General features: G+C 57.4%; 22 protein-coding genes and 7 pseudogenes. 20 read left to right on the top strand and 9 right to left on the bottom strand.

The window, feature by feature from the left end:
- Positions 1–185 precede the first annotated feature (185 nt).
- Together ACSQ3H_RS27130 and ACSQ3H_RS27125 are read left to right on the top strand one after the other, a co-directional pair.
- Positions 186–548, top strand: a complete 363-nt coding sequence (locus ACSQ3H_RS27130; protein WP_436120184.1) for a toxin-antitoxin system TumE family protein — start codon at positions 186–188, stop codon at positions 546–548.
- Complete coding sequence (locus ACSQ3H_RS27125; protein WP_436120183.1) at positions 545–907, top strand: HVO_A0114 family putative DNA-binding protein; 363 nt, start codon at positions 545–547, stop codon at positions 905–907. The genes ACSQ3H_RS27130 and ACSQ3H_RS27125 overlap by 4 nt, the downstream gene beginning before the upstream one ends.
- Before the next feature lie 192 nt (positions 908–1099).
- Here ACSQ3H_RS27125 and ACSQ3H_RS27120 read toward each other — a convergent pair whose 3' ends face one another.
- Positions 1100–1813, bottom strand: coding sequence for an IS6 family transposase (locus ACSQ3H_RS27120; protein WP_436120182.1), 714 nt, complete (start codon positions 1811–1813; stop codon positions 1100–1102).
- Between the two features lie 708 nt (positions 1814–2521).
- Between ACSQ3H_RS27120 and ACSQ3H_RS27115 the strand changes: the two genes are divergently transcribed.
- Entirely contained in the window at positions 2522–3184 is a 663-nt protein-coding gene (locus ACSQ3H_RS27115; RefSeq protein WP_436120181.1) for a hypothetical protein, read from the top strand.
- Positions 3185–3496: 312 nt separating this feature from the next.
- Here ACSQ3H_RS27115 and ACSQ3H_RS27110 read toward each other — a convergent pair whose 3' ends face one another.
- The gene (locus tag ACSQ3H_RS27110) at positions 3497–5245 is read right to left on the bottom strand and encodes an adenylate/guanylate cyclase domain-containing protein (protein ID WP_436120180.1); all 1749 of its coding nucleotides are present in this window, start codon (positions 5243–5245) and stop codon (positions 3497–3499) included.
- Positions 5246–5574: 329 nt separating this feature from the next.
- Here ACSQ3H_RS27110 and ACSQ3H_RS27105 point away from each other — a divergent pair.
- The 5 genes and pseudogenes from ACSQ3H_RS27105 to ACSQ3H_RS27085 all read left to right on the top strand — a co-directional run.
- Positions 5575–5706, top strand: a pseudogene (locus tag ACSQ3H_RS27105) (integrase); the annotation flags it as partial.
- Positions 5706–6170: pseudogene (locus tag ACSQ3H_RS27100) on the top strand (LysR substrate-binding domain-containing protein); the annotation flags it as partial. The pseudogenes ACSQ3H_RS27105 and ACSQ3H_RS27100, both read left to right, overlap by 1 nt.
- A 353-nt stretch (positions 6171–6523) precedes the next feature.
- Positions 6524–6904: a hypothetical protein gene (locus tag ACSQ3H_RS27095; protein ID WP_436120179.1), complete on the top strand. Its 381-nt coding sequence runs from the start codon at positions 6524–6526 to the stop codon at positions 6902–6904.
- Between the two features lie 425 nt (positions 6905–7329).
- On the top strand, positions 7330–7635 hold the full coding sequence (locus ACSQ3H_RS27090; protein WP_106713774.1) for a hypothetical protein: 306 nt from the start codon (positions 7330–7332) through the stop codon (positions 7633–7635).
- Positions 7636–8016: 381 nt separating this feature from the next.
- On the top strand, positions 8017–9030 hold the full coding sequence (locus ACSQ3H_RS27085) for an IS30 family transposase (RefSeq protein WP_436117907.1): 1014 nt from the start codon (positions 8017–8019) through the stop codon (positions 9028–9030).
- A 492-nt stretch (positions 9031–9522) separates the two neighbouring features.
- Here the strand turns inward: ACSQ3H_RS27085 and ACSQ3H_RS27080 are convergent, their stop codons facing one another.
- Positions 9523–10224 carry an alpha/beta fold hydrolase gene (locus ACSQ3H_RS27080; protein WP_436120178.1) on the bottom strand — a complete coding sequence of 234 codons (702 nt, stop codon included), beginning with the start codon at positions 10222–10224 and terminating at the stop codon, positions 9523–9525.
- Between the two features lie 106 nt (positions 10225–10330).
- Between ACSQ3H_RS27080 and ACSQ3H_RS27075 the strand changes: the two genes are divergently transcribed.
- Positions 10331–11257, top strand: coding sequence for a LysR family transcriptional regulator (locus tag ACSQ3H_RS27075; RefSeq protein ID WP_436120177.1), 927 nt, complete (start codon positions 10331–10333; stop codon positions 11255–11257).
- A 416-nt stretch (positions 11258–11673) separates the two neighbouring features.
- Here ACSQ3H_RS27075 and ACSQ3H_RS27070 read toward each other — a convergent pair whose 3' ends face one another.
- Positions 11674–11823: a hypothetical protein gene (locus ACSQ3H_RS27070; protein ID WP_436120176.1), complete on the bottom strand. Its 150-nt coding sequence runs from the start codon at positions 11821–11823 to the stop codon at positions 11674–11676.
- Between ACSQ3H_RS27070 and ACSQ3H_RS27065 the strand changes: the two genes are divergently transcribed.
- Complete coding sequence (locus tag ACSQ3H_RS27065) at positions 11817–12173, top strand: hypothetical protein (RefSeq protein ID WP_436120175.1); 357 nt, start codon at positions 11817–11819, stop codon at positions 12171–12173. The two genes, ACSQ3H_RS27070 and ACSQ3H_RS27065, sit on opposite strands and share 7 nt — an antisense overlap.
- Positions 12174–12493: 320 nt before the next feature.
- Positions 12494–12681, top strand: a pseudogene (locus tag ACSQ3H_RS27060) (P-type conjugative transfer protein TrbG); the annotation flags it as partial.
- Between the two features lie 16 nt (positions 12682–12697).
- On the opposite strand, the gene ACSQ3H_RS27055 reads toward ACSQ3H_RS27060, so the two are convergent.
- Both ACSQ3H_RS27055 and ACSQ3H_RS27050 read right to left on the bottom strand, forming a co-directional pair.
- Positions 12698–13669, bottom strand: coding sequence for a GlxA family transcriptional regulator (locus ACSQ3H_RS27055; protein WP_436120174.1), 972 nt, complete (start codon positions 13667–13669; stop codon positions 12698–12700).
- Positions 13670–13835: 166 nt separating this feature from the next.
- The gene (locus ACSQ3H_RS27050; protein WP_436120173.1) at positions 13836–14792 is read right to left on the bottom strand and encodes a GlxA family transcriptional regulator; all 957 of its coding nucleotides are present in this window, start codon (positions 14790–14792) and stop codon (positions 13836–13838) included.
- Positions 14793–15199: 407 nt separating this feature from the next.
- On the opposite strand from ACSQ3H_RS27050, the gene ACSQ3H_RS27045 reads away from it, so the two are divergent.
- The 3 genes from ACSQ3H_RS27045 to ACSQ3H_RS27035 are packed head-to-tail and all read left to right on the top strand — an operon-like array spanning position 15200 to position 16937.
- Complete coding sequence (locus tag ACSQ3H_RS27045; protein WP_436120172.1) at positions 15200–16072, top strand: alpha/beta fold hydrolase; 873 nt, start codon at positions 15200–15202, stop codon at positions 16070–16072.
- The gene (locus ACSQ3H_RS27040) at positions 16069–16521 is read left to right on the top strand and encodes a hypothetical protein (protein ID WP_436120171.1); all 453 of its coding nucleotides are present in this window, start codon (positions 16069–16071) and stop codon (positions 16519–16521) included. The genes ACSQ3H_RS27045 and ACSQ3H_RS27040 overlap by 4 nt, the downstream gene beginning before the upstream one ends.
- Positions 16522–16562: 41 nt before the next feature.
- A complete protein-coding gene (locus ACSQ3H_RS27035; protein ID WP_436120170.1) occupies positions 16563–16937 on the top strand; it encodes a hypothetical protein in 375 nt (124 codons plus the stop codon).
- Positions 16938–16973: 36 nt separating this feature from the next.
- On the opposite strand, the gene ACSQ3H_RS27030 is transcribed toward ACSQ3H_RS27035, so the two are convergent.
- Positions 16974–17213, bottom strand: coding sequence for a hypothetical protein (locus ACSQ3H_RS27030; protein ID WP_436120169.1), 240 nt, complete (start codon positions 17211–17213; stop codon positions 16974–16976).
- A 136-nt stretch (positions 17214–17349) separates the two neighbouring features.
- Between ACSQ3H_RS27030 and ACSQ3H_RS27025 the strand changes: the two genes are divergently transcribed.
- Positions 17350–18171 (top strand): alpha/beta fold hydrolase, encoded by an 822-nt coding sequence (locus ACSQ3H_RS27025; protein ID WP_436120420.1) that lies wholly within the window; start codon positions 17350–17352, stop codon positions 18169–18171.
- Positions 18172–18225: 54 nt separating this feature from the next.
- On the opposite strand, the pseudogene ACSQ3H_RS27020 reads toward ACSQ3H_RS27025, so the two are convergent.
- Positions 18226–18499 (bottom strand): annotated as a pseudogene (locus ACSQ3H_RS27020) (ATPase, T2SS/T4P/T4SS family); the annotation flags it as partial.
- Positions 18480–18898, bottom strand: a pseudogene (locus ACSQ3H_RS27015) (IS110 family transposase); the annotation flags it as partial. The pseudogenes ACSQ3H_RS27020 and ACSQ3H_RS27015, both read right to left, overlap by 20 nt.
- Before the next feature lie 589 nt (positions 18899–19487).
- On the opposite strand from ACSQ3H_RS27015, the gene ACSQ3H_RS27010 reads away from it, so the two are divergent.
- The 5 genes and pseudogenes from ACSQ3H_RS27010 (at position 19488) to ACSQ3H_RS26990 (ending at position 23972) form a co-directional block, all read left to right on the top strand.
- The gene (locus ACSQ3H_RS27010) at positions 19488–20549 is read left to right on the top strand and encodes an ABC transporter substrate-binding protein (protein ID WP_436120168.1); all 1062 of its coding nucleotides are present in this window, start codon (positions 19488–19490) and stop codon (positions 20547–20549) included.
- 11 nt (positions 20550–20560) lie between these two features.
- Positions 20561–22321, top strand: a pseudogene (locus tag ACSQ3H_RS27005) (adenylate/guanylate cyclase domain-containing protein).
- A 210-nt stretch (positions 22322–22531) separates the two neighbouring features.
- Positions 22532–22744: pseudogene (locus ACSQ3H_RS27000) on the top strand (ABC transporter ATP-binding protein); the annotation flags it as partial.
- Positions 22745–23515: 771 nt separating this feature from the next.
- The gene (locus ACSQ3H_RS26995) at positions 23516–23689 is read left to right on the top strand and encodes a hypothetical protein (protein WP_436118865.1); all 174 of its coding nucleotides are present in this window, start codon (positions 23516–23518) and stop codon (positions 23687–23689) included.
- A 61-nt stretch (positions 23690–23750) separates the two neighbouring features.
- Positions 23751–23972, top strand: coding sequence for a hypothetical protein (locus ACSQ3H_RS26990; RefSeq protein WP_436118866.1), 222 nt, complete (start codon positions 23751–23753; stop codon positions 23970–23972).
- Positions 23973–24268: the final 296 nt, after the last annotated feature.

The raw sequence follows: 24268 nt of genomic DNA, 5'->3' as shown, positions 1-24268 counted from the left end.
TTGGCGGATCAACTCGGTGCGGTTAGACACGCAGCACCCTATACGCGCATGACCCTCAACTATTCGGGCAAACTTGGTACCATCCTATGGCAAAGGCGCTGCTGAATATTGCTGCGATAAAATCAGCACATCCTTACGTCAGCCTTGAACTTGCAGTAGTTATCACTAAATGATAACACTTAGTGATGAGTTCGCGTGACACGAGTCTTGACACCCTGCTTGATTTGGACGGCCAGACGTTGTTCATCCACGACAACTATTGGGTCAAGTTTGGTGTCATCAGGACGCCTGTTTCGCCAGAACGGCCGCACGGGTTGAGCTACTCGCTGACTTTGCATAGCGCTTTTGGCGAACGGATCGTTGGCTTCGACAATGCGCATCCAGTCGCCGATGTCAAAGGACCAGGACGCAGGTCGAAACAGAAGTATGACCACAAGCATCGTTTTCGTACGATTCGGCCGTACGATTACAGCGATGCAGGCACATTGCTCGAGGACTTTTGGAAAGAAGTTGACTCGGTCCTAAGAGAGGTAGGAGTGATCAAATGAAGACACTTCATGTTGGAATTGCAAACTACGAGACTATGAAAGCTCGAACGATGGCTATTGCCCGGGGTCAGTTAAAGCCAAAAAAAGACGACCCAAAAGTTTGGTTTACATCAGTCGAAAGTTTCGCAAAAGTTTTGTCAGCTCGAAATCAAGCTCTACTCGATATCATCGTGAAGCAAAAGCCGTGTTCGTTAGCAGAGCTGGAAACCATGTCGGGTCGAGCAAAATCGAATCTCAGTCGAACGCTGCGAACGATGGAGCGGTACGGCTTAGTAGAACTAGAGAAAAGGGAGGGTGGCAAACTCGTTCCTCACGTGGTCTACGACCGAATTGCACTGGAGATGCCCGCTTACGCATGAGCCTTGGGTTCACCTTTGTCAATTTTCTTGATAAACACTGCGGCCGGTCGTTCGCCATCGAGCGATCTTGTGGCGTTCATCCATATCAATCTGGGAGTAGGTGCGTTCCATGGGCAATTCCTTGCATGGGCACTGTAACCTTAACTTGTGGCCGATATTGCTCAAACACATTGTCCGTCTTTGATGGTGGATTTAAGCGGCGCTCACGCATGTGATCTCACGCCACGCGGTCATTGCAGCATGACGAAGTTCGCGATGATCGTTTGAAGTGAAGGTAGTGCGAGGAAAGCAGTAAAGGTTGGCAATGGGATCATGGATGGAAACAAATCGCTGAAGCTGCGCGGGTGATTTGAAGCGCTTCATAATCGCCTCCCGTCGTCGTATCGGCTGATGGGAATTCTCCGCCCGATTGTTCAATCCTTTATGCTGGCGATGATCGCAGACGGTTAGTCCAATCTGTCTGTTGGCCGCCCCGTAGGATCTGAGCTTGTCGGTCACCATGACCCGGGGTGCACGACCTTGCACCTTCAGCAGCTTGCGGATCAAACGCTTGGCTGCCTTGGCGTTCCTGCGGCTTTGCACCAAGACATCGAGGACGAAGCCGTCCTGATCAACGGCGCGCCACAGCCAGTGTTTCCTGCCCCTGATCGAAACAACGGCTTCATCCAGATGCCACTTGTCGCCAAGGCATGGTGTCCGGCGGCGGATCTTGCTAGCGTAGTCCCTGCCAAACTTTTCCGCCCACTGTCGGATAGTCTTGTGTGTGACAATTACTCCCTTGTAGGCCAGCATATCTTCGACCATGCGAAAACTCAGTGGGAAGCGGAAGTGCAGCCATACTGCTTCGGCGATGACTTCGGCTGGAAAACGATGGCGGCGATACAGAGGCGAGCAAGCGTTGTTCATAAAGCATTGTCGGTCATCAAAATAACCGGCAAGTTAAGGTTACAGTGCCCTTGGACGAGTTTAAAAGGCGCAACCGAACTCCCTCCAGGAAAGAAATCTCCTGGAGAGCCACGACACACGCCAATGCCAGCCGGAAAAAGATCGTCCGCGTTACTTTGCGACGGCCCGGCGCAGTCCCATGGCTCGTTTCCATGATCAGCACCAGGACAAGTGTGATCGTGACCATCAGCGCCGAGACCGCCGCAACAAGAGGATCGGTACGGCTTTCGACATAATGGTATAGGGAGACGGCGTCGTGCTGCAGTTAACTGTGAGAATGCCGAGTCAGTGATTTCAATAACTTAGCTTTGTACTCAATTTGAGAGCCTGCAGTTTATTTGAGAATTCAATGCTGACCACTGCAGTTAATTTGAGAAAGGATCTTCACAACGTTGGTTCTTGCTCGTTGCTGACAATTGTAGGCGCTCAGGCGTACTCTCTTCATAAAATTCCATTAATTTCAGGTAGATAGCCTCATGAACCGTGCGGCGTCTGAATTGTCAATATTGCTGTTAATTTGAGAATCCAATCGATGTCATTCTCAAATTAAGTACAGCACTCAACGTGAACGGCCGCATTCTTACGGTTAAGTGCAGTGCGACATCAGGGATAAGCGAGAACACAGGAGTCGGTCGATGACGAGCACACGAATTTCGCAGGGCTTCTGATATGGTAGCGACCTCTCGCCCGAGAACCACCGGTGTGCGGCAATTCCTTAATTCTGAGCAGCAGCGCGACTGGATAGAGGGCAAGGTCGACTTGCCGGACACGAGCGATCGCTTGGAGTCCCTGGAACAGCGCTTCAAATATGTCGCGCGATTTGAGAAGCTACTTAGTCGCCCGCAAGCACGGAAAGTACTGGAGATTCTCGGGCTATACGGTCCAAGCTGCATTCCCATACTACGCAAGACCGAGCGCTACTACTGGTCGGTTTCCTGTCTGCCGTCGACCTCGGACAAGCCGCTCGTCCGCGTCAATGCGAGCTGGATGGAGCTTTTCACGCTCTATGCCCAAGGCGAAGATATCCGCGCCAGATTCATCGTGCATCTTTCGGATTTCACTACGGATCGTTCAGCCACGCCGAGCCGAGTGGACGAACCCTTTCTCGAGCAAAGCGTCGCGATGCCAGAGCACGTCAGTTATTTCTTCCCGCGTGGTGCGGACATTTTCGGGATCAATGTGCAAGGCTCTGTCTCGATCCGCAAATTCCTCACGAGCCGCCGCGTGGTGCGCGCCATTCGGACGTTCAACCTGACGCACATGAACCGGGGGCGGAACGCCTATCAGGCGAGCCATTGCTACAGCGTGGCGGATTACATGCAGGCAGATTGAGGGGGTCTTTAATGCGCGCCATCTTGGCGAACTCGCAGGCGCCGTCGCGGCACCATTTCGCGAGGTCGAAAAGACAACGGAGGCGCACTTGCACTTGACTGTCTCGGCCTAACGACGGCGCCAACCTCGGCCGGTATGCGCATTATGTCGGCCGTTGAGGTCAGTTTTGCCACCGCCTGAAAGCAGACATTGCCGACGACCACGCTGGAGGTCGCGGTTGCGCCATTTGCAGACATTCGTGGCCGCTTGGTTGAACTCCTTATGATGAGAAAACGGTCGGCCCGGGACCGCGCCACACAACGATGCAGCGGCTCATTCGGGCAGACCGCTCTTTCGCAACGCTGCGCCGAGCGCTTTCGTCAACGACGGACCTATAGCCAAGCACAGGGGCGCCCGTTCGAATCCACTCACCGTGAAGCCTGGAGCAATTTCCAGGAGCTGCTGCGCCGCCGCCCGCGCCGCGGCAAGGTTGCCAAGATTGACTTGGCTTGCGACCAAATATGCATGGGACACGCTAAAGTTCGGGTTTGCCTGGATTGCCAGGGTCGAAAAGCGGGCGGCCTCGGCGAAACGGTCGGTGAACAAATAGGCGATCGCAAGCGCACAGTAGGGGTGATAGTTCAAAGGATCGAACGGACTGAGCCGCAACGCCTTCATGGCGTGCTCGATCGCTTTTTCATAGCGTTCACTGTGGGCGTTTGCCAAGGCACTGAAACCGAATGCCAAGGCCGAATTGCTGTCCAATTTCAGCGCCCTGTCGAGAACGCCGATTGCTCCTTCGTAGTCACGAGTGATCATGGCGTGGACGAAAGCCCCGATGCTCAGCGCCTGCGCATCGTTCGCGCCAATGCTCAGCGCCATGTTGGCATGCTCCAGCGCGGCGGCCCTGTCCTCAGGATGAAAGCCGCCGCGAAAAAAGCGCTGCTCATGGCCCCAGGCAGCGTAGCCGTGCGCTGTAGCGTAGTTCGGGTCGAGCCTCAGCGCCTCGTTGAGGAGACGCAGTGCCTCGTCGGTGTCGGCGGGCGTGTTCGCGTGGACATGTGGCATGGCGCGGAGGTAGAGGTCATAGGCGTTGAGGCTGCCGGGCCGCTTGCGGCGCGCCCGGTCGATCTCGGCGCGTCGCAGCGACGGCTCGATCGCGCCGACGATGCTCTCGGTCAGTCGATCCTGCAGATCGAAAATGTCCTCGACCGCGCCCTCGAACTTGTCGGCCCAGACGTGGGTCGCCGAAGGTACCTCGACTAGCTGCCCGCTAATGCGCAGCCGGTTTGCGTCCTTGCGGACACTTCCTTTGAGTACGTAACGGACGCCCAGTTCCTTGGCGATCTGGCGCATGTCCACAGTCTTGCCCTTGTAGGCGAAGGTGGAGTTCTTGGCGATGACGAAAAGGCCGGCGACCTTCGACAGACTGGTGATTAAGTCCTCGACCAGCCCGTCAGCGAAATAGCCCTGGTCCGGGTCCCCGCTCATGTTGGTGAATGGCAACACGGCTATCGAGGGCTTGCTCGGCAGCGACAACGATGGCCCGTCGGACACCATCCGGGCGCCATCTAGAAGCACCCGGAAAACACGGACCGACTGGTCGATGTTCTTCAACTCCCGTTCGCCCAAGTCTTCGAATGCGAGGCCAAGCCTGTCGCCGACGTGATCGCGGACCGAAGCGGAAATCGCGATGCCGCCGGGCGGGGCGATTCCCTCTAGGCGCGCCGCCACATTCACACCGTCCCCGAATATGTCCTCGCCGTCGACGATCACATCGCCCAGGTTGATGCCCACGCGAAACTCGATGCGGCGGTCTTGCGGCACGTCCTCGTTGCGCCCGGGCATGGCCCGCTGGATCTCCGCCGAGCAGGCAACCGCGTTCACGACGCTCGGAAACTCCACCAGCATGCCGTCGCCGGTAACTTTGACAATGCGGCCATGGTGCTCTGCGATCTTACAGTCGATGAGTTCCCGGCGGTGCGCCTTCAGCGAAGTGAGCGTGCCCACCTCATCCAAGCCCATCAGACGGCTGAAACCGACCACGTCGGCCGAGAGGATCGCGGAAAGACGGCGTTCCATAGGGAAGCGGCTCGATTTTGTGAACTACCGGGCAACTTAGCATCTTTCCAAGCAAAGGTCATCAAGACCAAGCCGGAGATTTGCAGCGCGTTCGACTTGCAAGTGGTGCTGGGTGGTGTACCGGTTCGACGCTAGACTCCGCTTCGAGCGCGTTCAACCGAGCCGATAGCAAGGTCCGCATAGGGTCAGACCCAGACATCACGGCAGCCGACCTAAACGTCTGCTTTCGCAGGGCGGTTCTTGAAAGCTGCCTGACCGGAATCGGCCCCGTCAATCCTTGCGCTCACGCGTTTTTCCCAACGGCCAATGGTGGCCGAAGGAGAAATCAAATGGGTATTGCACAATACGATCCTACCGCGCTGGGACGTCCGGCATGGAACGCCGGCCGAAAGGTCGGCGTCAAGAAGCCGCTGAAGCAGCGCCAGATCTGGGCGATCCGCTTCTTCCTCGACAGGGAGGGGTCGTCTACGACCGCAAAACCCTGCCGCTCAATCTTCACGGCCTGAAGGGACCGGAATTGTTCGGCGGCGTCTACATGTCTCGCGATCGACTAGCCGCGTGGCGTGCGGGTGCGCCGGATCCCATCCGGTGGATCGTCATAAGCATTCATGGCATCCCGGACTGGGCCCGCGAGGGTGAGGTTCGCACCACGGGGGTTCCGTTCAGGACCACGGACGGCGAGACGCAGATCGTTGCAGTACGGCAAGGGCTCGGGATGACGACACTGCCGTGCTTCGTCGGAGATGCCGACCCCCTACTGGTGAGGGTGCCGGGCACCGACCTGCACATGCATGGAACGCTCTGGCTTCTCACGCAGGGGGAGACACGCAAGACGAAGCGCGTGCGGCTCTTCACTGAGTTCGTATCCCGCAGGCTCGCCGCGTACGCGCCGCTTCTCGTGGGGCTGTCTGTATCGCGCGACTGATGCGCAGCAGGCCGCCGGCGACGCTTGCAGTGGACAAGTGCCCGGAAGCGGACATCCCCAGCGTACGCCTTGGGTCGATAGCGCGGCCCGCCTTCCGCGATCCGGACTTTCACGAGGTTCGGAGACATCCACCCCGCCGAAAGGGCCTCTACACTGCCGGCTTTATCCAAGTCGCTCCCGAAAGCCGTCGTTCCGGTACCGGCCCCATCTCGGTCATTCAAGGGCACTAGCTCAGTGATTGTTCAAGCGCCGCAATGCTGGAAGGTGCATAATGCGTATTTGGCTCAGCTAACAATGACGATGACATGGAGGACTTTGACCCAGCTCACGTTGAGCGCGTCCAGAAGATGATCATGATCACAGATGAGCAGTACGAAGAACTTGTAGCTGATGGTCGTATCGCAGCCGAGGAACTTCAAACCGAACGCGAGAAGAACCAACTCGAGACTGACCGTATATTCAGTCTCGCTTCTGGTATAACTTACCAACTTTCGATGGGCGACCGTCGAACTGTCCACATCCACACCTCTGAGGAACTTTATGATGCCTTTTATGACTTGGTCGAATTTGAGGGTGGCATTGCGCCGGATGGGATGATCCGCTTGGAAGTGGAAGGTCGTCACCGGATCATTTTTATAAACAAGGGTGGTTTGGATTACGTCTCAGTGCCTACACACAAATTCAATGAAGGAAAACTAGACGCGGATGCCGCCGTCCTAGACGGAATAGCTTAAACTCCTACACGCGAAGTCACAGGCCATCGCCAAGACGGGTCGGCCCATGTAGCCTAGCCTACTCCAAACGTGCGCACGCGGCGTAGGCGAGAGCTGATTTCCGGACTGGCCATTATGCGATCTTTTCAGCACAAACCCGAAACAAGGCGTGAACTGGGCCGGCAATGGATTTCAGGCCGAGATTGACTGTGGGAAGAAGCACCGTGTCGTCAGACCGGCCTGACGCAACCGCGGCGGCCAGCAGCCGGGCCGCCATGGCGTATGGTTGAAGGACGCCATGCCCTTCCACAAGCGACCAGGAGGCATTCGTTGTCAGGCGGCGGTATGCAGCGGAGTTCGCTGGATGAGTTGTGAAAAAGTTTGAGTTGACCGTTTTCGATGGCGAGGCGACACTTGCAACCCGCAGCAAGGCAAGAGGAAAAACGATGGACGAGCCAGACCGCTGGCGCCACATGGCAAGCGCGCCGAAAGACGGCAGTCGAATCCTCGTAACTATCCGCCCGTCCGAACAGGGGCAGGCAGAAGTTGATCTCGCGTATTGGTCTAATGGCGACCAGTTCGGTGCCGAAGGCTGGCGCGCCTCTGACTCCTCACCCGGCCGCGTCGTCGAATATGCCGAGCCGGAATTGAAGTGCTGGATGCCGATGCCCTCGGCCAATCTCAATCGCACTTCTATGCCCTCACCCTGGGAAGGCGAAGACGCCGAGCAGCTCGACGGTTCAGGGATTTAAGAACTCACGGCGTTGCAGAATCTCGATACGCGGCCGATGCGTGAAATAGCCCGGCGGAATGGTTCGCTTGAGCGATAAAATTTTGGAGATTACCAAAAACCTTCAGCCAGAAAGAGGAGCCTGTGCGACTGTTTCTCAGTCTCCTACGCAAGAAGCGAACTCGTGGTACCCGCCCCGCATGGACCCGGCGCTGTCAGCATCGCCCTTATAAGCCGCAGACTGTATTGGCCGTGGGAACATTTGCCCATAAACCGGTGGCTTCTAATCTTTTGGGAGCAGATGTTCCAGACGAGACATTATGCGATTTTCGGAGCACATAGCGGCACATTCTATTTTCAATTGCAACAAATGCTAAACCCTCTTTGTTTTCAGGAGGATGGAATGCCCCGTAGTTTCAGGCAATTGAATATGAATGAGCGCCGTATCGTTGCGCAGATGTTACAAGCCAAGGCTCGATTGGCGCAGATTGCAACAGTTCTTGGCCGCAGCCGGTCCACGGTTCACCGCGAGATCAAACGCAATTGGTGGCATGACACGGAAGTCCCGCAGGCTGATGGTTATTGGCATGTGACAGCGCAAAGTCTTTGTGAACAGCGGCGGCGGTCGTATCGCAAGCTGCATCAGCATCCGCAACTGTGTCATGTCGTCATCGATCGTTTGAAAGCCGGCTGGTCGCCTGAACAGATAGCCGGCCGGTTGAAGATAGAACCTGATGGTCAACACCGGCTCTGCCATGAGACGATCTATCGTTACGTCTATTCTGAAGATGGCCAATCCCAGGCGCTTGCCCGTCACTTGCCCGAGCGTCGCCGCAAACGAAAGCCGCGCTATGCCCGAAGGCCGCGAAGTCTTGTGTTTCCGGACTTTATGGCTATTCGCCACCGTCCCGCACAGATCAATGACCGTGGCCAGTTTGGACATTGGGAGGGTGATCTGATGATCTTTCGCAAGGAGTACGGCAATGCCAACATTGCCACACTGGTGGAGCGTAAAAGCCGTTACACTGTCCTGTTTCGCAACAATGACCGGCAATCGAAACCGATCATGGGCCGTCTGATCAATGAACTGTCAACGCTTCCGCATTCAGCGAGGCAAAGTATCACGTTTGACCGGGGCTTCGAGTTCGTGTCCTGGCGCGATCTGGAGTCCGGGATGGGGACGAAGGCATGGTTCTGCGACCCGCAAGCGCCCTGGCAAAAAGGCTCTGTCGAAAACATGAACAAAAGAGTGAGGCGCTACCTGCCGCGTGATACCGATCTCCTGTCACTGCCACATCAATCGGTCAGGTCAATATGCGAGCGCCTCAATGCGACCCCGCGAAAGTGTCTTGACTACAGGACCCCAACCGAAGTGTTCAGGGAGCAGCTTGTTGAAATAGTATCGCTGCCGGATTAGCCTGCCCCACCCCGCCGTTGCATTTGAAATAGAACCCACAAGCGAGAACACGAGGGGCGATCTAGTGCTGAAAAAGGCATGACGATCGCCGGACATAAACGTTCCTTTGAAAATGCCGATAAGTGCTGTTCTGGGGTCAGAACAAGAACTGCTCGAAATCGTACGCCAAGACTGAGCGCATCATGAACTTCTGGCGTTTCGTTTAGTGATGCCTGGAAAACCAGAGTCATTCCTTTCTCGAACCACACATCCGCACCCCAAATTCGGCGGTTCTGTTACAAACTCGATTTGTACTTGTTGACGGCGGGCGACGAGCACCACCCGATGCACTAAAAATCAACACTTTGGCTCGAGAGGCATGCCATCAAAAAGCTCCCATAAACGCCTATACTTAAAGTCCGAAGGCGGAGCGCTTTGGAGTTCCGCAACGCTTCGCACGAGCAGGAGAGACCGACCTGCGGCAGTCTCTCCACATCCGTCGGACGGCTGCTCTCAACCGTTTTGAACAGCAGCTACAGCTTTCCGGATTACGTCGATGACGACGGCGGGCTGGGAGAGCATCGGCACGTGACTGCTTGCCACCTCCGTGACGGTCGCTCCCATGCGCTTCGAAACCCAGCGCTGGAGATCGGGATGCACGGTGTGGTCTTTCGTAGCCAGCACATACCAGCTCGGCTTCGACTTCCACGCAATGCGATCGGCACTCAGCTTCTGCTGGTGGAACAGATCGAAGACGGGTGCATAATGGGTAGCCCAGACGAGCTTCTGCTCTTCCGCCGAGAGGTCGCCGGCAAAGAACTCGGTGCCGTTTGGAAGCATCCAGGCGCGCCCATCCGCGACCTCGACGCGAGAGAAGATGTCCGACGGATACTTGTCGAGCTGGTCTTGCACAGTCTCGCTGACATCCGGGGCGACGGCGGCGACGTAGACCAAGCCGATCACGCGCTCATCGACGCCCGCAGCCGTGATCGTGGCGCCACCGTAGGAATGGCCGACGAGGATGACCGGGCTGCCAACGCGGTTGAGCGTGCGTTTGACCGTCGCCACATCCTCTTCGAATGAATCCAGACCATATTGGACAGCAATCACCTCGTGTCCGTCCGCCTGCAATGCCGGGATCACCTTGCTGAAGCACGAACCATCGGCCCAAATGCCGTGGCAGAATACGATGGTAGGCTTGGATGCTGTAGACATTTTGCTTTCTCCTTCTTTGACCTTAGCGCGAAGGTAAATCTTCCTTCTATCTGTGACAAATACCTTGTACGTTCGACCTATGCCTTGGAGGTATAGCGAGGATCCGATGGAACTCCGCCATTTACGTTATTTCATTGCGGTTGCCGAGGAAGGCGGCTTGTTAACCGCTGCCCAGCGGCGACTGAACACCTCGCAGCCGTCGTTGAGCCGGCAGATTCGCGATCTCGAAACTGAAGTCGGCGTACAGCTATTGGAACGGCAGGCGCGCGGCGTTGTGCTTACCGCTGCGGGGCGCGTTTTTCTGGATCACGCTCGGCTGGCACTTCTTCAGGTCGAGGCTGCGACCGAAGGCGCCCGGCGGACGGCACAGCCGAAAAGGCCCGTACTTGCTATGGGGTTTCTGGTTGGACTGGAGGTCACGTGGCTACCTCACCTATTGCGCATGATCCGCGAGGAAGCACCGGAGATCGAAGTCACGCTGTGTAGTCAGTCCTCCCCGGAGCTCGCTCTTGCGTTAATGCGCGGGAAGTTGGACGTAGCCTTCCTTCGCCCCGAGAAACAGAGTTTGGGCCTATCCTTCAAATTGTTAGCGAAGGAGCCTCTGATCGCCGTGCTGCCGGCAGGCCATCGCTTGGCATCGCGCGAAAAGATTCGGCCGCAGGACCTTGCCCGCGAAATTTACGTCAGCTCGGCGAGAACGTCTCCGGTATTGCAATCTGTGATTCAGGATTACGCATCAAGGGCCGGGATCACGCTCAAGGCAAAGTACGAAGGCGAGAACATATCGTCGGCAATGTCGCTCGTCGCGTCCACGGGCGGAGTTACTCTTGTCCCGCTTTATGCGCAAAATATGCTGGCACCAAACGTTGTTGCCAGAGCGCTTGAGGGTGTGCCTCCGACAGTTGATCTCACTCTGGGATACAACGAGGCAAATTCCTCTCCCTTGCTCCGCCGGCTTTTATCTCGTGCGGATGAATTGGTCGAAAACGTGCAAAATCAGAGCATCATCCGATACGCTGAAGCTCTACAATAGGTGTTGCACGCGAAGATAGGGCGTCAGGAATAAGCGCTCTGTTAGCGCGACGAAATCGCCTATACTTGTTGTCAGAAGCAAACATAGGATTCTCCGACGCAGCATTTTCAGGATATTCGCGAAAATCCTGAAGGCACCGATGCAAATTCAAACTGCGCAGAAACCCGGTGCGTCCTGCTTTTGTAATCCGCACCTGTGCAAGCGCGCAAGTGGCGGATAAATGTTCGTTTGAAAATGCCGATAATAGGGGATTTTGGTCAATTTTGATTGGCGTCCGAAGGTCTACAATACCTTCCTACCAGCAGATGGCATCGTCTTTTTTGCTCATGCACGCGGCTTCGTATGTACTGACGATCAAGGATGTTCGGCGCATGGTGCGAGTGTTGTCCAGAACAGGCGATACTCAATAGGGACAATCATGCATGCCACGGCGCACCATTGTGCCCGAGCGACAGCGCGAAACGCTGTTCGCCTCGGGTAATCGCGACGATAACGCCGCCTAAATCGACAAGGCCTCCGACATGCGCTATGTCACGATGACTTGAAGGGAACGGCACGTATGACATTCGCCAGGCTTCTCACTCTTGGCATGCTTTGCATCTCGACGATCTCGGCTCACGCACAATCCGATCAGTCAAAGCAGTCGGCCGTATTAGGGGCGCAGGTGGCGGGCGGTACCGCGCGCATCGCCACCGATATTTGCCAACTCGACCCGAAAGAAATTGATGCCTACAAAGAGCGGGCGCGACATGCCTTTGCCGCGGACGAAAACTTTGAAGGAGACTGGATTCTCGGCTGGAATAATCAGCAAAATGCCGTCGACGATATTTCTAAGCTCAAGGTTAACAGTCCCGACGAATACGCGCTCCAGAAATCCGAAACATGCGCACGCATCAGCGGCGAGATGAACCCCTAAAAGTCTCAGGCAACTGTTAAATTGTGTTAGATTCATACGCACATAAGGGGCTTGGACCGTAAGCGTTCGGCGTTGGCTTATGAGATGTCTGTTCGGTGCAATACCGCTGCGTTGTTGAGTTCGCCGAGCACGCGCTGGCCGCATCAGCATTTCCAGACTGCAAAAGGTGCGTACAGCACTGTTCGCTAGGGGTCTGCCAGAGCAGCCATCACGACCGCCTTGAATAGATTCCAACGAACAGCTCTCCAAAATTCAGCACGAGAGGCTGCGGTTCCACTTGAGGCATTGTGCAACTCTAAAAGCACAGAACGGGAAAACCTTATCCCTTCACGCAAGGCGCGCGCGCTATCAGGTCTACGCTGCCATCGGTCAGATCACCGACACCGTGCGCTGGATCATCGGCGACACCGCGAACGGATCGGGCGCGACGCGCCAGATCCAAATCCTGGTGAAACCGACCCGTCTCGAGTTGACGACCAACTTGGACATCAACTCCAACCTGCGTACCGTGGCCAGGCTCAAAGTCAGCCAGCCGCCACCGCTGCCTGTCGAGCATTCCGGCGCAACGCCTCCGCGGGCACGCCGAAGGTCCGGAGGAACGCGCGGCGCATGCGTTCTCGATCCGCAAAGCCCGTTTCCTGCACGACCACTTTAACCGAGTGCCGCCCTTCCTCGATCATGAACCTGGCAGCTTCCAGCCGGAGCCGCTCGACGGCTCTTGCCGGTGACTGGCCAGTCTCGGCGAGAAACGTGCGGCTGAACTGACGAGGGCTGAGGTTGGCGACGGCTGCAAGCTCCTCGACCGAGAGCGTGCTCCGCAGATTTTGGCGGATGTACGCCACGACCAACTCGATGCGATCGGATTTCGGCGTCATGTCGAGGAGTGCAGAATGCTGCGTTTGCCCGCCCATCCGACGTTGATTAATGACCATAAGCTTGGCAGCAGCTTTCGCAACTTCGGGACCCAGGTCCCTATCGATCATCGCTAGGACAAGATCGATTCCTGCCGTCATTCCAGCCGACGTCCAGATCGGACCGTCATTGATATAGATTCGGTCCTCCTCCATCCTGACATCAGGAAACCGAGCCTTGAAACTGGCCGCTTGAATCCAATGCGTCGTCGCACGGCGACCATCTAGAAGTCCGGCTTCGGCGAGAACAAACGCACCGTTGCAAAATGAAGCGGTGCGCCTCGACGCCCTGGCAGCCTCTTGCACAAAGGCGATCAAGTTTCCGTTCGATGGGGCCATTTCGAACGCGGTAATCGCGCCGACAATAATTGTATCAAAAGCCGGATCGCCGAATGCTTCGGTTTCAACGGTCAAACCACAGGACGATCGAATGGGACCGCCGTGTTCCGACAACAGATGGAGGTCATAGTGGGAATCGGCCGGAGGCGGCTTCGCAAGTCCGAATCCCGTCATTTCGAATGCCGTCATAGGCGCAAGGCTCAAGAGCTGGAAGCCGTGCGGGACAATGAGACCTACCCGATGCATGGCTGCTCCTGGTGTCTGAAATGTGGATGATAGCCCAGATGGATCCCATCAAGGCGCATGCTCTGATATCGAACCCTGCTGCTCACGCGAGAGCCGGATGGCCGAGAGCGCCGTTCGGCGCCGCATCGAGAGCCAGACAAAAACCTGCATTCTTGACAGCTCAAAGTCAGGCAGCCGCCACCGCCTCCCGTCGCGCGGTCCTGCGCAATACCTCCGGTGGCACACCGAAGGTCCGGAGGAACGCCCGGCGCATGCGTTCGCGATCCGCAAAACCCGTCTCCTGTGCTACGACATTAACCGTGTGCCGCCCCTCCTCCATCATGAACCTGGCAGCTTCCAGCCGAAGCCGCTCTACGGCTTTTGCCGGTGACTGGCCGGTCTCGGCCAGAAAGGCACGGCTGAACTGACGGGGGCTGAGGTTGGCGATGGCCGCAAGCTCCTCGACGGTGAGCGGGTTGCGCAGATTCTGGCGGATGTGCGCCAGGACCAGCTCGATGCGATCGGTTTTTGGTGTCATGTCGAGGAGCGCGGAATGCTGCTTTTGTCCACCCAGTCGACGCTGGCTCATGACGAGAAGCCTGGCAATCAATTTCGCTACATCCGGACCGAGGTCATTGTCGATCAAAGCTAGAACGAGATCGATCCCTGCGGTCATGCCGGCCGACGTCCAGATCGGACCGTCATTGATGAAGATTCGGTCCTCCTCCGTCGTGACATCCGGAAACCGAGCCCTGAAACTAACCGCATGGGCCCAATGCATCGTCGCACGCCGTCCATCAAGAAGGCCCGCTTCAGCAAGAATAAACGCCCCGCTGCAGATGGACGCTGTTCGCCTCGACGCTTTGGCAGCTTCTTGTACGAATGCGATTATCCTCGCATCGGAGGAAGGCATTTCGAACTCGGTGATCGAACCCACAATGACGGTATCGAAGGCCGGATCTCCGAACGCCTCGGTTTCAACCATCATCCCCCCGGAAGACCGAACCAGGCCGCCGTGTTCTGACAACAGGCGGATATCATAGCGAGGGCCGGCCGGGGGCAGGTTCGCAATCTCGAACGCCGTCAATGCTGCAAGGCTCATCAGCTGAAATCGTTGCGGCACGATGAAACCAACCCGATGCATAATCTCTCCTGGATCTCTCCTAAATTCACACACTACCCCGAATTAGTGCCATCCACGAGGCGTATTTCGAAATAACCGCTCGGCGGCCGCGAGCGCCAAGCTTCGCCGTGCTCGCGTCGACCTATGTCATGAATGGTGGCAAGAACGACCTACGCCGAACCGGCGAGAAGCGCTAACGTACAAGCAACACACACATCTCGTCCTGCCTGACTCAGTTATCGATCATTTCCTGGGACAAGGTAGGAAGAATTTTTCTGGTCGTCATCAATTCGAGTGCCGTAGCCACACCGCCCCGTATTCACTGGATACGACTCTTCCGAGGGTTCTCTAGAGGCGGATCTTGTTGCGGCAATGGCCGCCAATCACGCGCCTACCTCAGCGCTTCCATGAGGAAGATAGGATGATGCATGTCTTTTGATCCCAGCGAGTTCTCTGAGCACCGTATTCCGCGGGGGGAAGGAAGCCTCTACGCTCGAGACTATGCGGGCGCTGGCCCCGCCTTCGTGCTCATGCACGGCTTCCCCGATAATCTACACATCTGGGACGATCTGATCCCCTACCTGATCGGGAGCGGACGGCGCGTCGTGACGTTCGATTTCCTGGGCTTTGGCGCCTCAGACAAGCCCGCCAACGCTGTCTATAGCTTCAAACAGCAGTTGGGCGACCTTGAAGCGGTCGTCGAGGGTCTGGGCCTGGGGAAGATCGTTCCAGTTGCTCACGATTCCTCCGGGATGGCGACGCTCAACTACGCGCTCATCCATCCGGGCGGCGTCGACTCCGCGATCATGCTCAACTCGGCCTTTAGCGAGGACACCACGGTACTTTGGCCCGAGATGATCACGCTCTTTGCGACCCGGAGCATGCAGGCCCTTGCAATATCGATCGCCCAGAGCCCCGAACAGTTTGGCTGGCTGCTGAAATGGCAGCAGAAGCAATTCCAGGATCCACTGCCCGAAGCGCAAAAGCCCCATTTCAGCACGTTCATCGGTCCGCTGATCAGCGACAACTTCATCGTCCAACCTGGCGCCGGTCCCGCCTTCGTGCAGTTGGCGGCGGAATTCTTCGATGAACATGCCCGAAACGCCAAGCATCTGACGGCGCTCAAGACGCTGGATATTCCGGTCAAGCTGATCTGGGGACAGCACGATCCTTACATCACCGTCGCCGTGGCCGAGCGGCGCCAATCTCAGCTCAAGAATGCGTCCCTCACCGTCATCCCGGCTGGCCATTGGCTGCAGGCCGACGAGCCCGCGCAAGTCGCGAAGGCGATGCTGTCATGAGCCGCGTCCTCGACAAGCTCGGCATGCGCGCAACCCGCTTGACCAAGCTCGCCTGCTTCGGCGCCCTCATCGCGGTGCTCGCAGCGATCGGCCCGGCTATTTCGTTCGCTCAGTCGGCGCCGCCATCATCGGGCCTTGACGTGCCGACCACCAAGCTGCTGGCGATCGGCACCTTCACGGCCAAAGGAACGCCTGACCAGTGGAAGCCGCTCCTCCCTGCTGAAGTGCGCGACACGGTACGGCTCTATCTCGCTGGGAAAATCGACCAGTGGTACCTCAAGCAGGACCAGAGCGGCGTCGTCTTCATGATGAACGCCACCGACCCGAAAGAAGCCCGGGAACTGCTGGGTAGGTTTCCTTTCGGCCAAGCGGGGTTGATGGAGTTCGAGATCATCCCCCTTGGCCCGATTGCGCCGCTACGCGTGCTCTTGGCCGATCCCCCGAAATAATTCGGGCTGCCTCCCATCAATCAAACGAAAGGAAACATGAAATGTCTGACGTCAAGAATCCACGCGTCCATGCCGAGATATTGCCCGCGCTCGCTGCCGTTGTCGGTCCGACAACCAAGATTCTGGCGATCGGCTCGGTCACGGCTAAGGGAACGCCCGAGGCGATCGCGCCGGTTCTGCCCCATGAGGTTCGCGCGACGGTTCGCAACCACCTCGCCGGAAAGATCGAGCAGTGGTTCTTCCAGACGGAGGGCTACGGAGTGGTCTTCATCGTGAATGCCACGAGCACTGCAGAGGCGCACGAGCTCCTGGAGAAACTTCCGCTTGGCGTGGCCGGCATGATGGAATTCGAGCTGATCGCTCTCGGGCCGCTCGCTCCGCTCGCCATGCTCATCGGCGAAGCTCAGCGTTCGTGATGCGACTCGCGAGCCTCGTTGGGAGCTTGGTAGCGCTCAGGGATTCATCGGGCCCGCCTTCGTCAGCTTCGTGCCCGCCCGATCGCCCCGCTTCGCGTGCTTTTGGACCGATACAGCGAAGTAGTTCGCGGCTCCCCACACCCGTACGGCGAGAGGAAACAGCAAAATGCCGGACGTCAAGAATCCGCGCGTCCATGCCGAGATATTGCCCTCGCTCACTGCCAGCCGATCGGCTGGAAGAAGCCAGATCGTGCCCATCAGTCGGAGCGGTTTCATGACGTCGCGACGCCAGCTCCTGCTCGCTGGTGGCGGTGTTGTCGCTGCTCTCAGCCTCCCGAAAGTGGCGCGCGCCAAGAAGGCGAACGATGCCAAACCGCCTGCCCACCATGCTTCTCGCAAAGGATCAATTCCCATGACGACCGCGACAATGAAAGACGGCACGAAGATCTACTACAAGGATTGGAGCACTGGTCCGGTCGTTACATTCTCCCACGGATGGCCACTCACCGCTGACGCTTGGGACGCCCAAATGCTGTTCCTGGGGAACAACGGCTACCGTGTTATTGCCCATGATCGCCGCAGCCATGGTCGATCGGATCAGACGTGGACCGGCAACGACATGGATACCTACGCTGACGATCTCGCCACGCTCCTCGAGGCGCTAAACGTCAAGGGTGCAACGATGATCGGCCATTCGACCGGTGGAGGCGAGGTCGCGCGCTATATCGGCCGCCATGGCACATCGCGTGTGTCGAGAGCGGTACTGATTTCGGCGGTGCCTCCGCACATGGCGCAGACGCCGACGAACCCGAACAGCGCGCCGATGAGCGTGTTCGACGGCCTGCGCTCGAACCTGGTTGCCGACCGGGCGGGGTTCTTCAAGGAACTGGCAATGCCGTTCTTCGGCTATAACCGTTCCAACGCGAAGGTATCGCAGGGCCAGATCGACTCCTTCTGGCTTCAGGGCATGATGGGGAGCCTCCAAGGCGAGTATGACTGCATCAAGGCCTTCTCCGAGACAGATTTTACGGACGATCTCAAGAAGATGACGATCCCGACCCTGCTCCTACAGGGCGATGATGATCAGATTGTTCCGATCGACATTGCTTCCAGGCGTTCGGTGAAGATCCTGCCAAACGCGAGCTTGAAGGAATATGCCGGCGCTCCGCATGGCATGTGCGTCACCCACGCCGACCAAGTGAATGCAGACCTATTGGCCTTCCTCAAAGGATGACGGGCGAGGCAATTTTGCCGATCGACGTGCGGCGGAGAGGTTTCGTGGTGGGGCATCCTCGATCAGCACAACGCGATCGGCAGTGCCGGCGATCTCAGCGAGCAGTGCGTTGGTCAGCGTCGTCTTGCCAGTCGAGGTGCCGCCGGCGACCAGGATGTTTTTGCGCGCGGCGACGGCGCTGCGCAGCACGGCGGCTTGGCCGGGGGTCATGATGCCGGCGGCGACATAGTCGTCGAGCGTGAACACCGCCGGCAGGCTTGCGGATCGCAAAAGCCGGGGCCGCGATCACTTGAAGCAAAAGCCCCTCGAAGCGCTCCCCGGTCCCTGGACAGCTTCTTGCGGGCGACGATCAGCGCGCGAATTGCATGCGCGGGGCGCGACTTCACGTGCACGGGCTTGAAGAATCCGGTGCGGGCAAGGTGCGCCAAACCACGGGCATCGTTGCGATCGGTCTTGTCGGTTGCAAGCGACTTCAGCGCCTGGTACGCCTGCCGGCTTTCGATGCAGACGACCGGCAGGCCGAAGGCTGCCAGCCCATAGTAGAGCATCGGCGCCATCCGACCGGTCTCGAACTCGATGCGCCGGCAAGCGGGCGCCTTTGCCAGCAAGGCTGCGATTGCCTCAGGCATCGATGCCGTCTTCTGCTCGTGAACGACTGTTCCCTCGCGTCGACAATACAGCCGTGCGTCTCTTCCATCGAGATATCCAAGCCCACAAAATATTCCATGGTCAGTCTCCTCTTTCAAATGACGGAGCCGCGCTTAGCGGTCTCCGAGAAGAGCGGCGGCCCATTACACCATGTTGAAAAAGTCCCAAATCGGGGCTCGCTGAAAAGTCCGCCATTTCCGGTCTAAGCGAATGTCGCCGCTCGATGCAGTCCCAATTTGGCTACGCGCCTCACACGCTACTTGATCCCAAAATTGGTAGGTCCCCCAGTCAATTTTCAGTATCGGCCCGCCAATAAATCAGGCGTTATAGCAAACCGACCTTCAACAGCATCAGCGCGAAGCGGACATTGACCCACAACTTCGTTCCCCCAACCGAAAGCTCTAGGGCCTATTAGAAACGTGGATCGAGACGGTTATTCGCAAGCGCGACTAGGACATCCCTTCATGAAGGTTATCGAAAACAAAATCCGTCATCGATCTCGGCTGCAATCGGGCCATCAACCAAAGTGAAACTTTGATTTCCTGACATCGCTCGCAAAGTGCATCCAGCTGATACTCATTGGTAGCAAATTAGGCTATTATCCGCTGGCTTCAAAGTCGTTCCACCAGTTGATCGCACCGAGGGCGAATTGTGTCCAGGAGTGTGGAATGCGCGCAATTTGCGACCGTGGCCCTGTTTCATGGCAAATCGCCCCCCGATCGCGACCTGATCGCTGGGGGTGGAGTCGACGACTTTGTCTTGACCTCGTTGGCGCATCGTCGGTTTTGGTTTGGGTATTCGGGGTCAGCCAGCCTTTTGCGGCAGAAACTCCCCGGATCGGAATTCTCACTTACGGGTCATGTGACCCAGTAGTCTATCGAAGTGAGTTCAGTTCGTTTCTAAGCGGGCTCGAAGAGCTCGGTTACAAGGAGGGAGAAACCGTCTCGATCGAATGCAGGAGTGCCGACAGACAATACGACAAACTCCGGAACGCGGCGGACGAACTGGTACGGATTCCGGTGGACGTGATCGTGACGGGCTCGCAACCGTCGGGACGCGCTGCTCAAGAGGCGACACACCAGATTCCGATTGTATCCGTGGTGAGTGGGGATCCAATATCCGCCGGCTTCGCGCGCAGCCTTGCCAAACCGGGTGGCAATTTCACGGGCGTCAGCTACTACGCGACCGAACTCACCGCGAAGCGGATGGAACTGCTGAAAGAGGCGATCCCCGGCATCGCCAGGGTCGGCGTCCTGGTCAACCCGGACCTGTCATACCTGCCGTTCGAGGCGGATGCCAGGCGAGCCGCCGGCAGGCTAAACATAGCGATAGCTGTATATCAGGCCAGACAGCCGGCCGACCTCGATCGCGCCTTCTCTGAGATGAAGAGGGACGGCGTGCAGGCGGTCTTTGTCCTGCCCGATGTCATGTTCGCCTATGAGGCGGAACGCATCGCAGCCCTTGCGATCGAAAACCGGCTGCCGGAAATGGCGTGGGGGGTCTGGTTCGCCCAGGCTGGCAGCTTGATGGCCTATTCCGCGGACTACGACGAGATGAACCGTCGTCTGGCGTTTTATGTCGACCGTATTTTAAAGGGAGCGAAACCCGGCGACCTCCCCATGGAGCAGCCAACGACCTTCAGGCTGACGGTCAATCTGAAGACGGCCAAAACCTTGGGGTTGGAATTGCCCCCGACAATTTTGACGCTTGCCGACGAAGTTATCGAATGAAGCCTCATGTCATGCCCCGATCACTCTTTCAAAAATACTTCCTCACCATTTTTCTTGCGGCAACCGCTCCGTTGCTGGCGAGCGGCATCAGCGATGCGTGGTTTGGCTACCGCGACCAACGCAGCATGCTCAACGCGCTTCTTCGCGTCGAAGCAGCCACGGCGGCGGGAAAGATCCACGGGTTCCTGAGTGGCATTGAAGAACAGCTCGGCTGGAGCGTCCAGCAATCCTGGACACCGGGCACCGAAGATCAACGCAAGCTGGAGACCCTGCGGCTGCTGCGCCAGGCCCCGGCGATCGTCAGCGTGGCGCTTGTCGACGAGGCCGGCATCGAGCGGCTGCATGTCTCGCGCATCGACCTCAATAGGGAGGCAGGGCAGAAGGATCGATCCGACGACCCAGCCGTGTCCGGCGCACGCGCGGCAGGTGTTTGGTACGGCCCGGTCACCTATTACCATGAGTCCGAACCGTTCATGGTTATGTCGGTCGCCGGCAACCGCAAGGCGGCTGGCATCGCCGTCGCGGAAATCAACCTCAAGCTTGTCCGGGATGTCATAGCTGGGATCCGGGTCGGCAACCGCGGCCGGGCATTTGTGACCGATCAGCTCGGGCGGCTCGTTGCGCATCCAGACCTAAGCAAGGTGTTGCAGGGCACCAATGATGAAGTGGCGAGGAGGCTTCGCCAACTGCGTGATGAGATCGAGGAGGCCGGTGGCAGATCGATCACCACCGTCAATGGCGACGACGAAGCGGTTGTCGCCAGCATGGAGGATATCCCCGGCGTTGGCTGGACGGTATTCGTCGAACAACCGCAAGCCGAGGCCTTTGCACCCATCTACGCCGCTCTTTGGCGAACCGGCGGCCTGCTGCTTGGCACCGCCGCCGGCGCTGCCGGGCTTGCTTATTGGCTGGCGCGACGCATGAGTGGCCCCATCCGAATTCTGGAGGAAGGCGCCGAAAAAATAGGGGCCGGGCAGTTCGAACACCGGATCAACATTGCGACCGGAGACGAGCTTGAATGACTGGCCCTCCGGTTCAACGAGATGGCGCAGGGGCTTGCCACGTCGCGCGAGCGGATGGAGCGCATCGCGCGGCTGAAGCGCTTTTTGGCACCACAGGTCGCGGAACTCGTCGAGGGCGCGGGGGACGAAGATCTACTGGTCGGCAAGCGGATGGAGGTGGTGGTCGTATTCTGCGACTTGCGTGGCTTTACGGCTTTCACACATGGAGCTGATCCCGAGGAGATCATGCGGGTCCTCGGGGAGTACTATCAGGTGCTTGGTGCCGTCGTCACGCGTTTCGAAGCGACCGTGACGAACTTCTCGGCGGACGGCTTGATGGTTCTGGTCAACGCGCCGGTGCCGTGCGCGGAGCCGGCGCTGCGCGCGGTAGACATGGCGATCGCCATGCAAGAGGACGTTCAACGCATGATTTGCGGATGGTGCGCGCGCGGCCATTCGATCGGCTTCGGCATCGGCATTGCCATGGGATGGGCGACGGTCGGACGCATTGGTTACGAAGGGAGGCACGACTACACCGCGATCGGTAACGTGGCGAACCTGGCATCGAGACTGTGTTCGTCCGCCGATGACCAGCAAATCCTCATCGATCATTCCGTGGCGCACACCGTCCGTGGCAAGGTTCCGATGGTCGCACTCGGCGCGCGCGACCTCAAGGGCTTCGACGAGCAAGTAGCCGTTTACGACATCGGAATGCGAAGCGTGAAGTCAGATGTCGCGTCCGATCCGAATGAGATCGGCGCGAAAAGTTAGGCCTGGGAATTTCGACATAGATAGGAACCCGCTGACACCTTTGGTTGTGCGCCATGACCGCGTCGCTCATGCGGCTGGAGGGCACTGTAACCTTAACTTTCCGAGGTCGCATTGCAGGTCCCCTTCCCCAATCGAATATGCAGCGAGCCGACGGTAGGTTGCTATCAGCTTGGCGGAGTCGCGGAGAAGTGCCTGCGTTTCGCCCCGTGAGAGCTGCGCAAGGAGATGGGCATCGCCTTCATCTTCATCGCCCACGACCTGCCGGTGGTGCGCGACTTCGCCGACCACGTCATGGTCATGCAGAAGGCCAATATCGTGGAGCTCGGCACCGTGCGCGAGGTGTTCGAAGCGCCGAGGGAAGACTATACCCGCGCCCTTCTTGGGGCGACAACAAGAACTGTTCCAAATCATACGCTAAGCTAGAACGAAAAAAGAACGCGCATACATAACCGGCGACTGGCACGCCGTCGCGTTAATTGTGGACACACGGAAAGGGTGCTGTACGAAAACAATCGAGTTCCGACATGACAAAGCGTTCTGTTGTGAGCAATGGATAAAATGGCTTTGTTGGAGTGAAAGCAATCTCGGACGCGATGCCAGAAGTGTTTGACGGTCTCGTGCCTGAATAACGACGGCGGTTTATTGGATAAGGCGGTCCGTCAGGACGAAGGGAAGTCTGCGACCACTACAAATGTTGCCGATCCCTACCCAGGGACTTAGAGGTTGTTCAAATCCAGCACCTGTCAGAAAAATGCTCAACACTTTTTATGCTTCCGCATGGATCGGCGTTGCCAGAAATTCCGATATTCGACCTCCTCTTCAATCTTACAAGGTTTGCAGCACAAGAGTATCTTGCCACCCCAGGTCTACAATTAACTATCTTGTTAGCAAAGAAAAACACGTCTTGATTTTATACTGTCCATGCGAAAGCATGACATTGATGCAATGGACGGAGGAGGAATACTCCATGTCTGTTATCTGATGGTTCATTCTTTGGCCTTGGATTTCTTGGTAGTAAAATCGTCAACAAAAGCGGTCAGGGCATGATTCCGGATATCCTTCTCGGCATCGTCGAGGCTATTGCCGGTGGTTCTTCAACTTCTTCCGGGGCAGCCGAAAGGGACTTGATATCATTTCTATTTGAAATTCCGGCATGCCTGACAGGGTTGTGCTGAGCTTGAAAGGAAAGTCAGAATGAATCTGAGTGCACCCACGAAAATCGTCTTTTTCATTGCGGTTATCCTGGCGGTAATATCACTGCTGCCTGTGCTTGGGATCGCAGTCGCCATTCTTGGCGTCTATAGCTATTGGCTCCTGCTAGTCGCTTTCATCGTCCTGGCAGCCGGCTGTCTGCTGAAGGGCGTTTGAATTCGTTGCAAACCCGATGACGTAGCCGGCACCAAGCTGGGCCAACGCAATTGGAATGAAGATGATGAAGCTGACCCGTGCCGTGCTTTACGAGCTGGTCTGGTCTTACCCGATGACAGAGATTGCAAAGCATTATGGTGTCCGCGATTTGCAGATCGCCCAGGCTTGCGATCTTTACGACATCGCAAGACCACCCGCCGGCTATTGGCAGAAACTCGCTTACGGCAAGAACGTCGAAAAGGCCGACCTGCAACTGTCAAATTTTCCGCCAAGGATATTGTGACGATTGAACGTTCCGGCGCGCGGGCTCCGTTGCACCGCACACAGCAAGACACCAGGAAACGGGGGCAAGCGGACGACGGACGTCCTGGTGGATCACGCAAGCAGGCCGAACTGTAATACACAGACCGTCACCGTTTGGATCCTGGCAGACAACAAGAATAATTTGCTGCCCCAAATCAAATCAGCCTTGAGGCGTCAATCGCATGCCGAGCACTTCCTTTCTATCTGTGACGGTTGAAACGGCGCATGGCATTTAACCGCCGACCATAGCGTCTGTCGGACAGGCCGCTGATTTTC

The sequence above is a fragment of the Phyllobacterium sp. LjRoot231 genome (assembly GCF_964253365.1).
In the GTDB taxonomy this organism is placed as follows: Bacteria; Pseudomonadota; Alphaproteobacteria; order Rhizobiales; family Rhizobiaceae; genus Phyllobacterium.
Note: the sequence above shows the minus strand (reverse complement) of the source record. Positions and strands in the feature narration are given on the sequence as shown.

What these genes read in the sequence shown, in the direction of transcription:
- ACSQ3H_RS27065 (WP_436120175.1), top strand. Translation starts at nt 11,817, where the DNA reads ATGACATTCGCCAGGCTTCTCACTCTTGGCATGCTTTGCATCTCGACG.
- ACSQ3H_RS26990 (WP_436118866.1), top strand. Translation starts at nt 23,751, where the DNA reads ATGATGAAGCTGACCCGTGCCGTGCTTTACGAGCTGGTCTGGTCTTAC.
- ACSQ3H_RS27055 (WP_436120174.1), bottom strand. Translation starts at nt 13,669, where the DNA reads ATGCATCGGGTAGGTCTCATTGTCCCGCACGGCTTCCAGCTCTTGAGC.
- ACSQ3H_RS27050 (WP_436120173.1), bottom strand. Translation starts at nt 14,792, where the DNA reads ATGCATCGGGTTGGTTTCATCGTGCCGCAACGATTTCAGCTGATGAGC.
- ACSQ3H_RS27070 (WP_436120176.1), bottom strand. Translation starts at nt 11,823, where the DNA reads ATGTCATACGTGCCGTTCCCTTCAAGTCATCGTGACATAGCGCATGTC.
- ACSQ3H_RS27125 (WP_436120183.1), top strand. Translation starts at nt 545, where the DNA reads ATGAAGACACTTCATGTTGGAATTGCAAACTACGAGACTATGAAAGCT.
- ACSQ3H_RS27045 (WP_436120172.1), top strand. Translation starts at nt 15,200, where the DNA reads ATGTCTTTTGATCCCAGCGAGTTCTCTGAGCACCGTATTCCGCGGGGG.
- ACSQ3H_RS27040 (WP_436120171.1), top strand. Translation starts at nt 16,069, where the DNA reads ATGAGCCGCGTCCTCGACAAGCTCGGCATGCGCGCAACCCGCTTGACC.
- ACSQ3H_RS27080 (WP_436120178.1), bottom strand. Translation starts at nt 10,224, where the DNA reads ATGTCTACAGCATCCAAGCCTACCATCGTATTCTGCCACGGCATTTGG.
- ACSQ3H_RS26995 (WP_436118865.1), top strand. Translation starts at nt 23,516, where the DNA reads ATGAATCTGAGTGCACCCACGAAAATCGTCTTTTTCATTGCGGTTATC.
- ACSQ3H_RS27130 (WP_436120184.1), top strand. Translation starts at nt 186, where the DNA reads ATGAGTTCGCGTGACACGAGTCTTGACACCCTGCTTGATTTGGACGGC.
- ACSQ3H_RS27085 (WP_436117907.1), top strand. Translation starts at nt 8,017, where the DNA reads ATGCCCCGTAGTTTCAGGCAATTGAATATGAATGAGCGCCGTATCGTT.
- ACSQ3H_RS27115 (WP_436120181.1), top strand. Translation starts at nt 2,522, where the DNA reads ATGGTAGCGACCTCTCGCCCGAGAACCACCGGTGTGCGGCAATTCCTT.
- ACSQ3H_RS27025 (WP_436120420.1), top strand. Translation starts at nt 17,350, where the DNA reads ATGACGACCGCGACAATGAAAGACGGCACGAAGATCTACTACAAGGAT.
- ACSQ3H_RS27030 (WP_436120169.1), bottom strand. Translation starts at nt 17,213, where the DNA reads ATGAAACCGCTCCGACTGATGGGCACGATCTGGCTTCTTCCAGCCGAT.
- ACSQ3H_RS27120 (WP_436120182.1), bottom strand. Translation starts at nt 1,813, where the DNA reads ATGAACAACGCTTGCTCGCCTCTGTATCGCCGCCATCGTTTTCCAGCC.
- ACSQ3H_RS27110 (WP_436120180.1), bottom strand. Translation starts at nt 5,245, where the DNA reads ATGGAACGCCGTCTTTCCGCGATCCTCTCGGCCGACGTGGTCGGTTTC.
- ACSQ3H_RS27090 (WP_106713774.1), top strand. Translation starts at nt 7,330, where the DNA reads ATGGACGAGCCAGACCGCTGGCGCCACATGGCAAGCGCGCCGAAAGAC.
- ACSQ3H_RS27095 (WP_436120179.1), top strand. Translation starts at nt 6,524, where the DNA reads ATGATCACAGATGAGCAGTACGAAGAACTTGTAGCTGATGGTCGTATC.
- ACSQ3H_RS27035 (WP_436120170.1), top strand. Translation starts at nt 16,563, where the DNA reads ATGTCTGACGTCAAGAATCCACGCGTCCATGCCGAGATATTGCCCGCG.
- ACSQ3H_RS27010 (WP_436120168.1), top strand. Translation starts at nt 19,488, where the DNA reads ATGCGCGCAATTTGCGACCGTGGCCCTGTTTCATGGCAAATCGCCCCC.
- ACSQ3H_RS27075 (WP_436120177.1), top strand. Translation starts at nt 10,331, where the DNA reads ATGGAACTCCGCCATTTACGTTATTTCATTGCGGTTGCCGAGGAAGGC.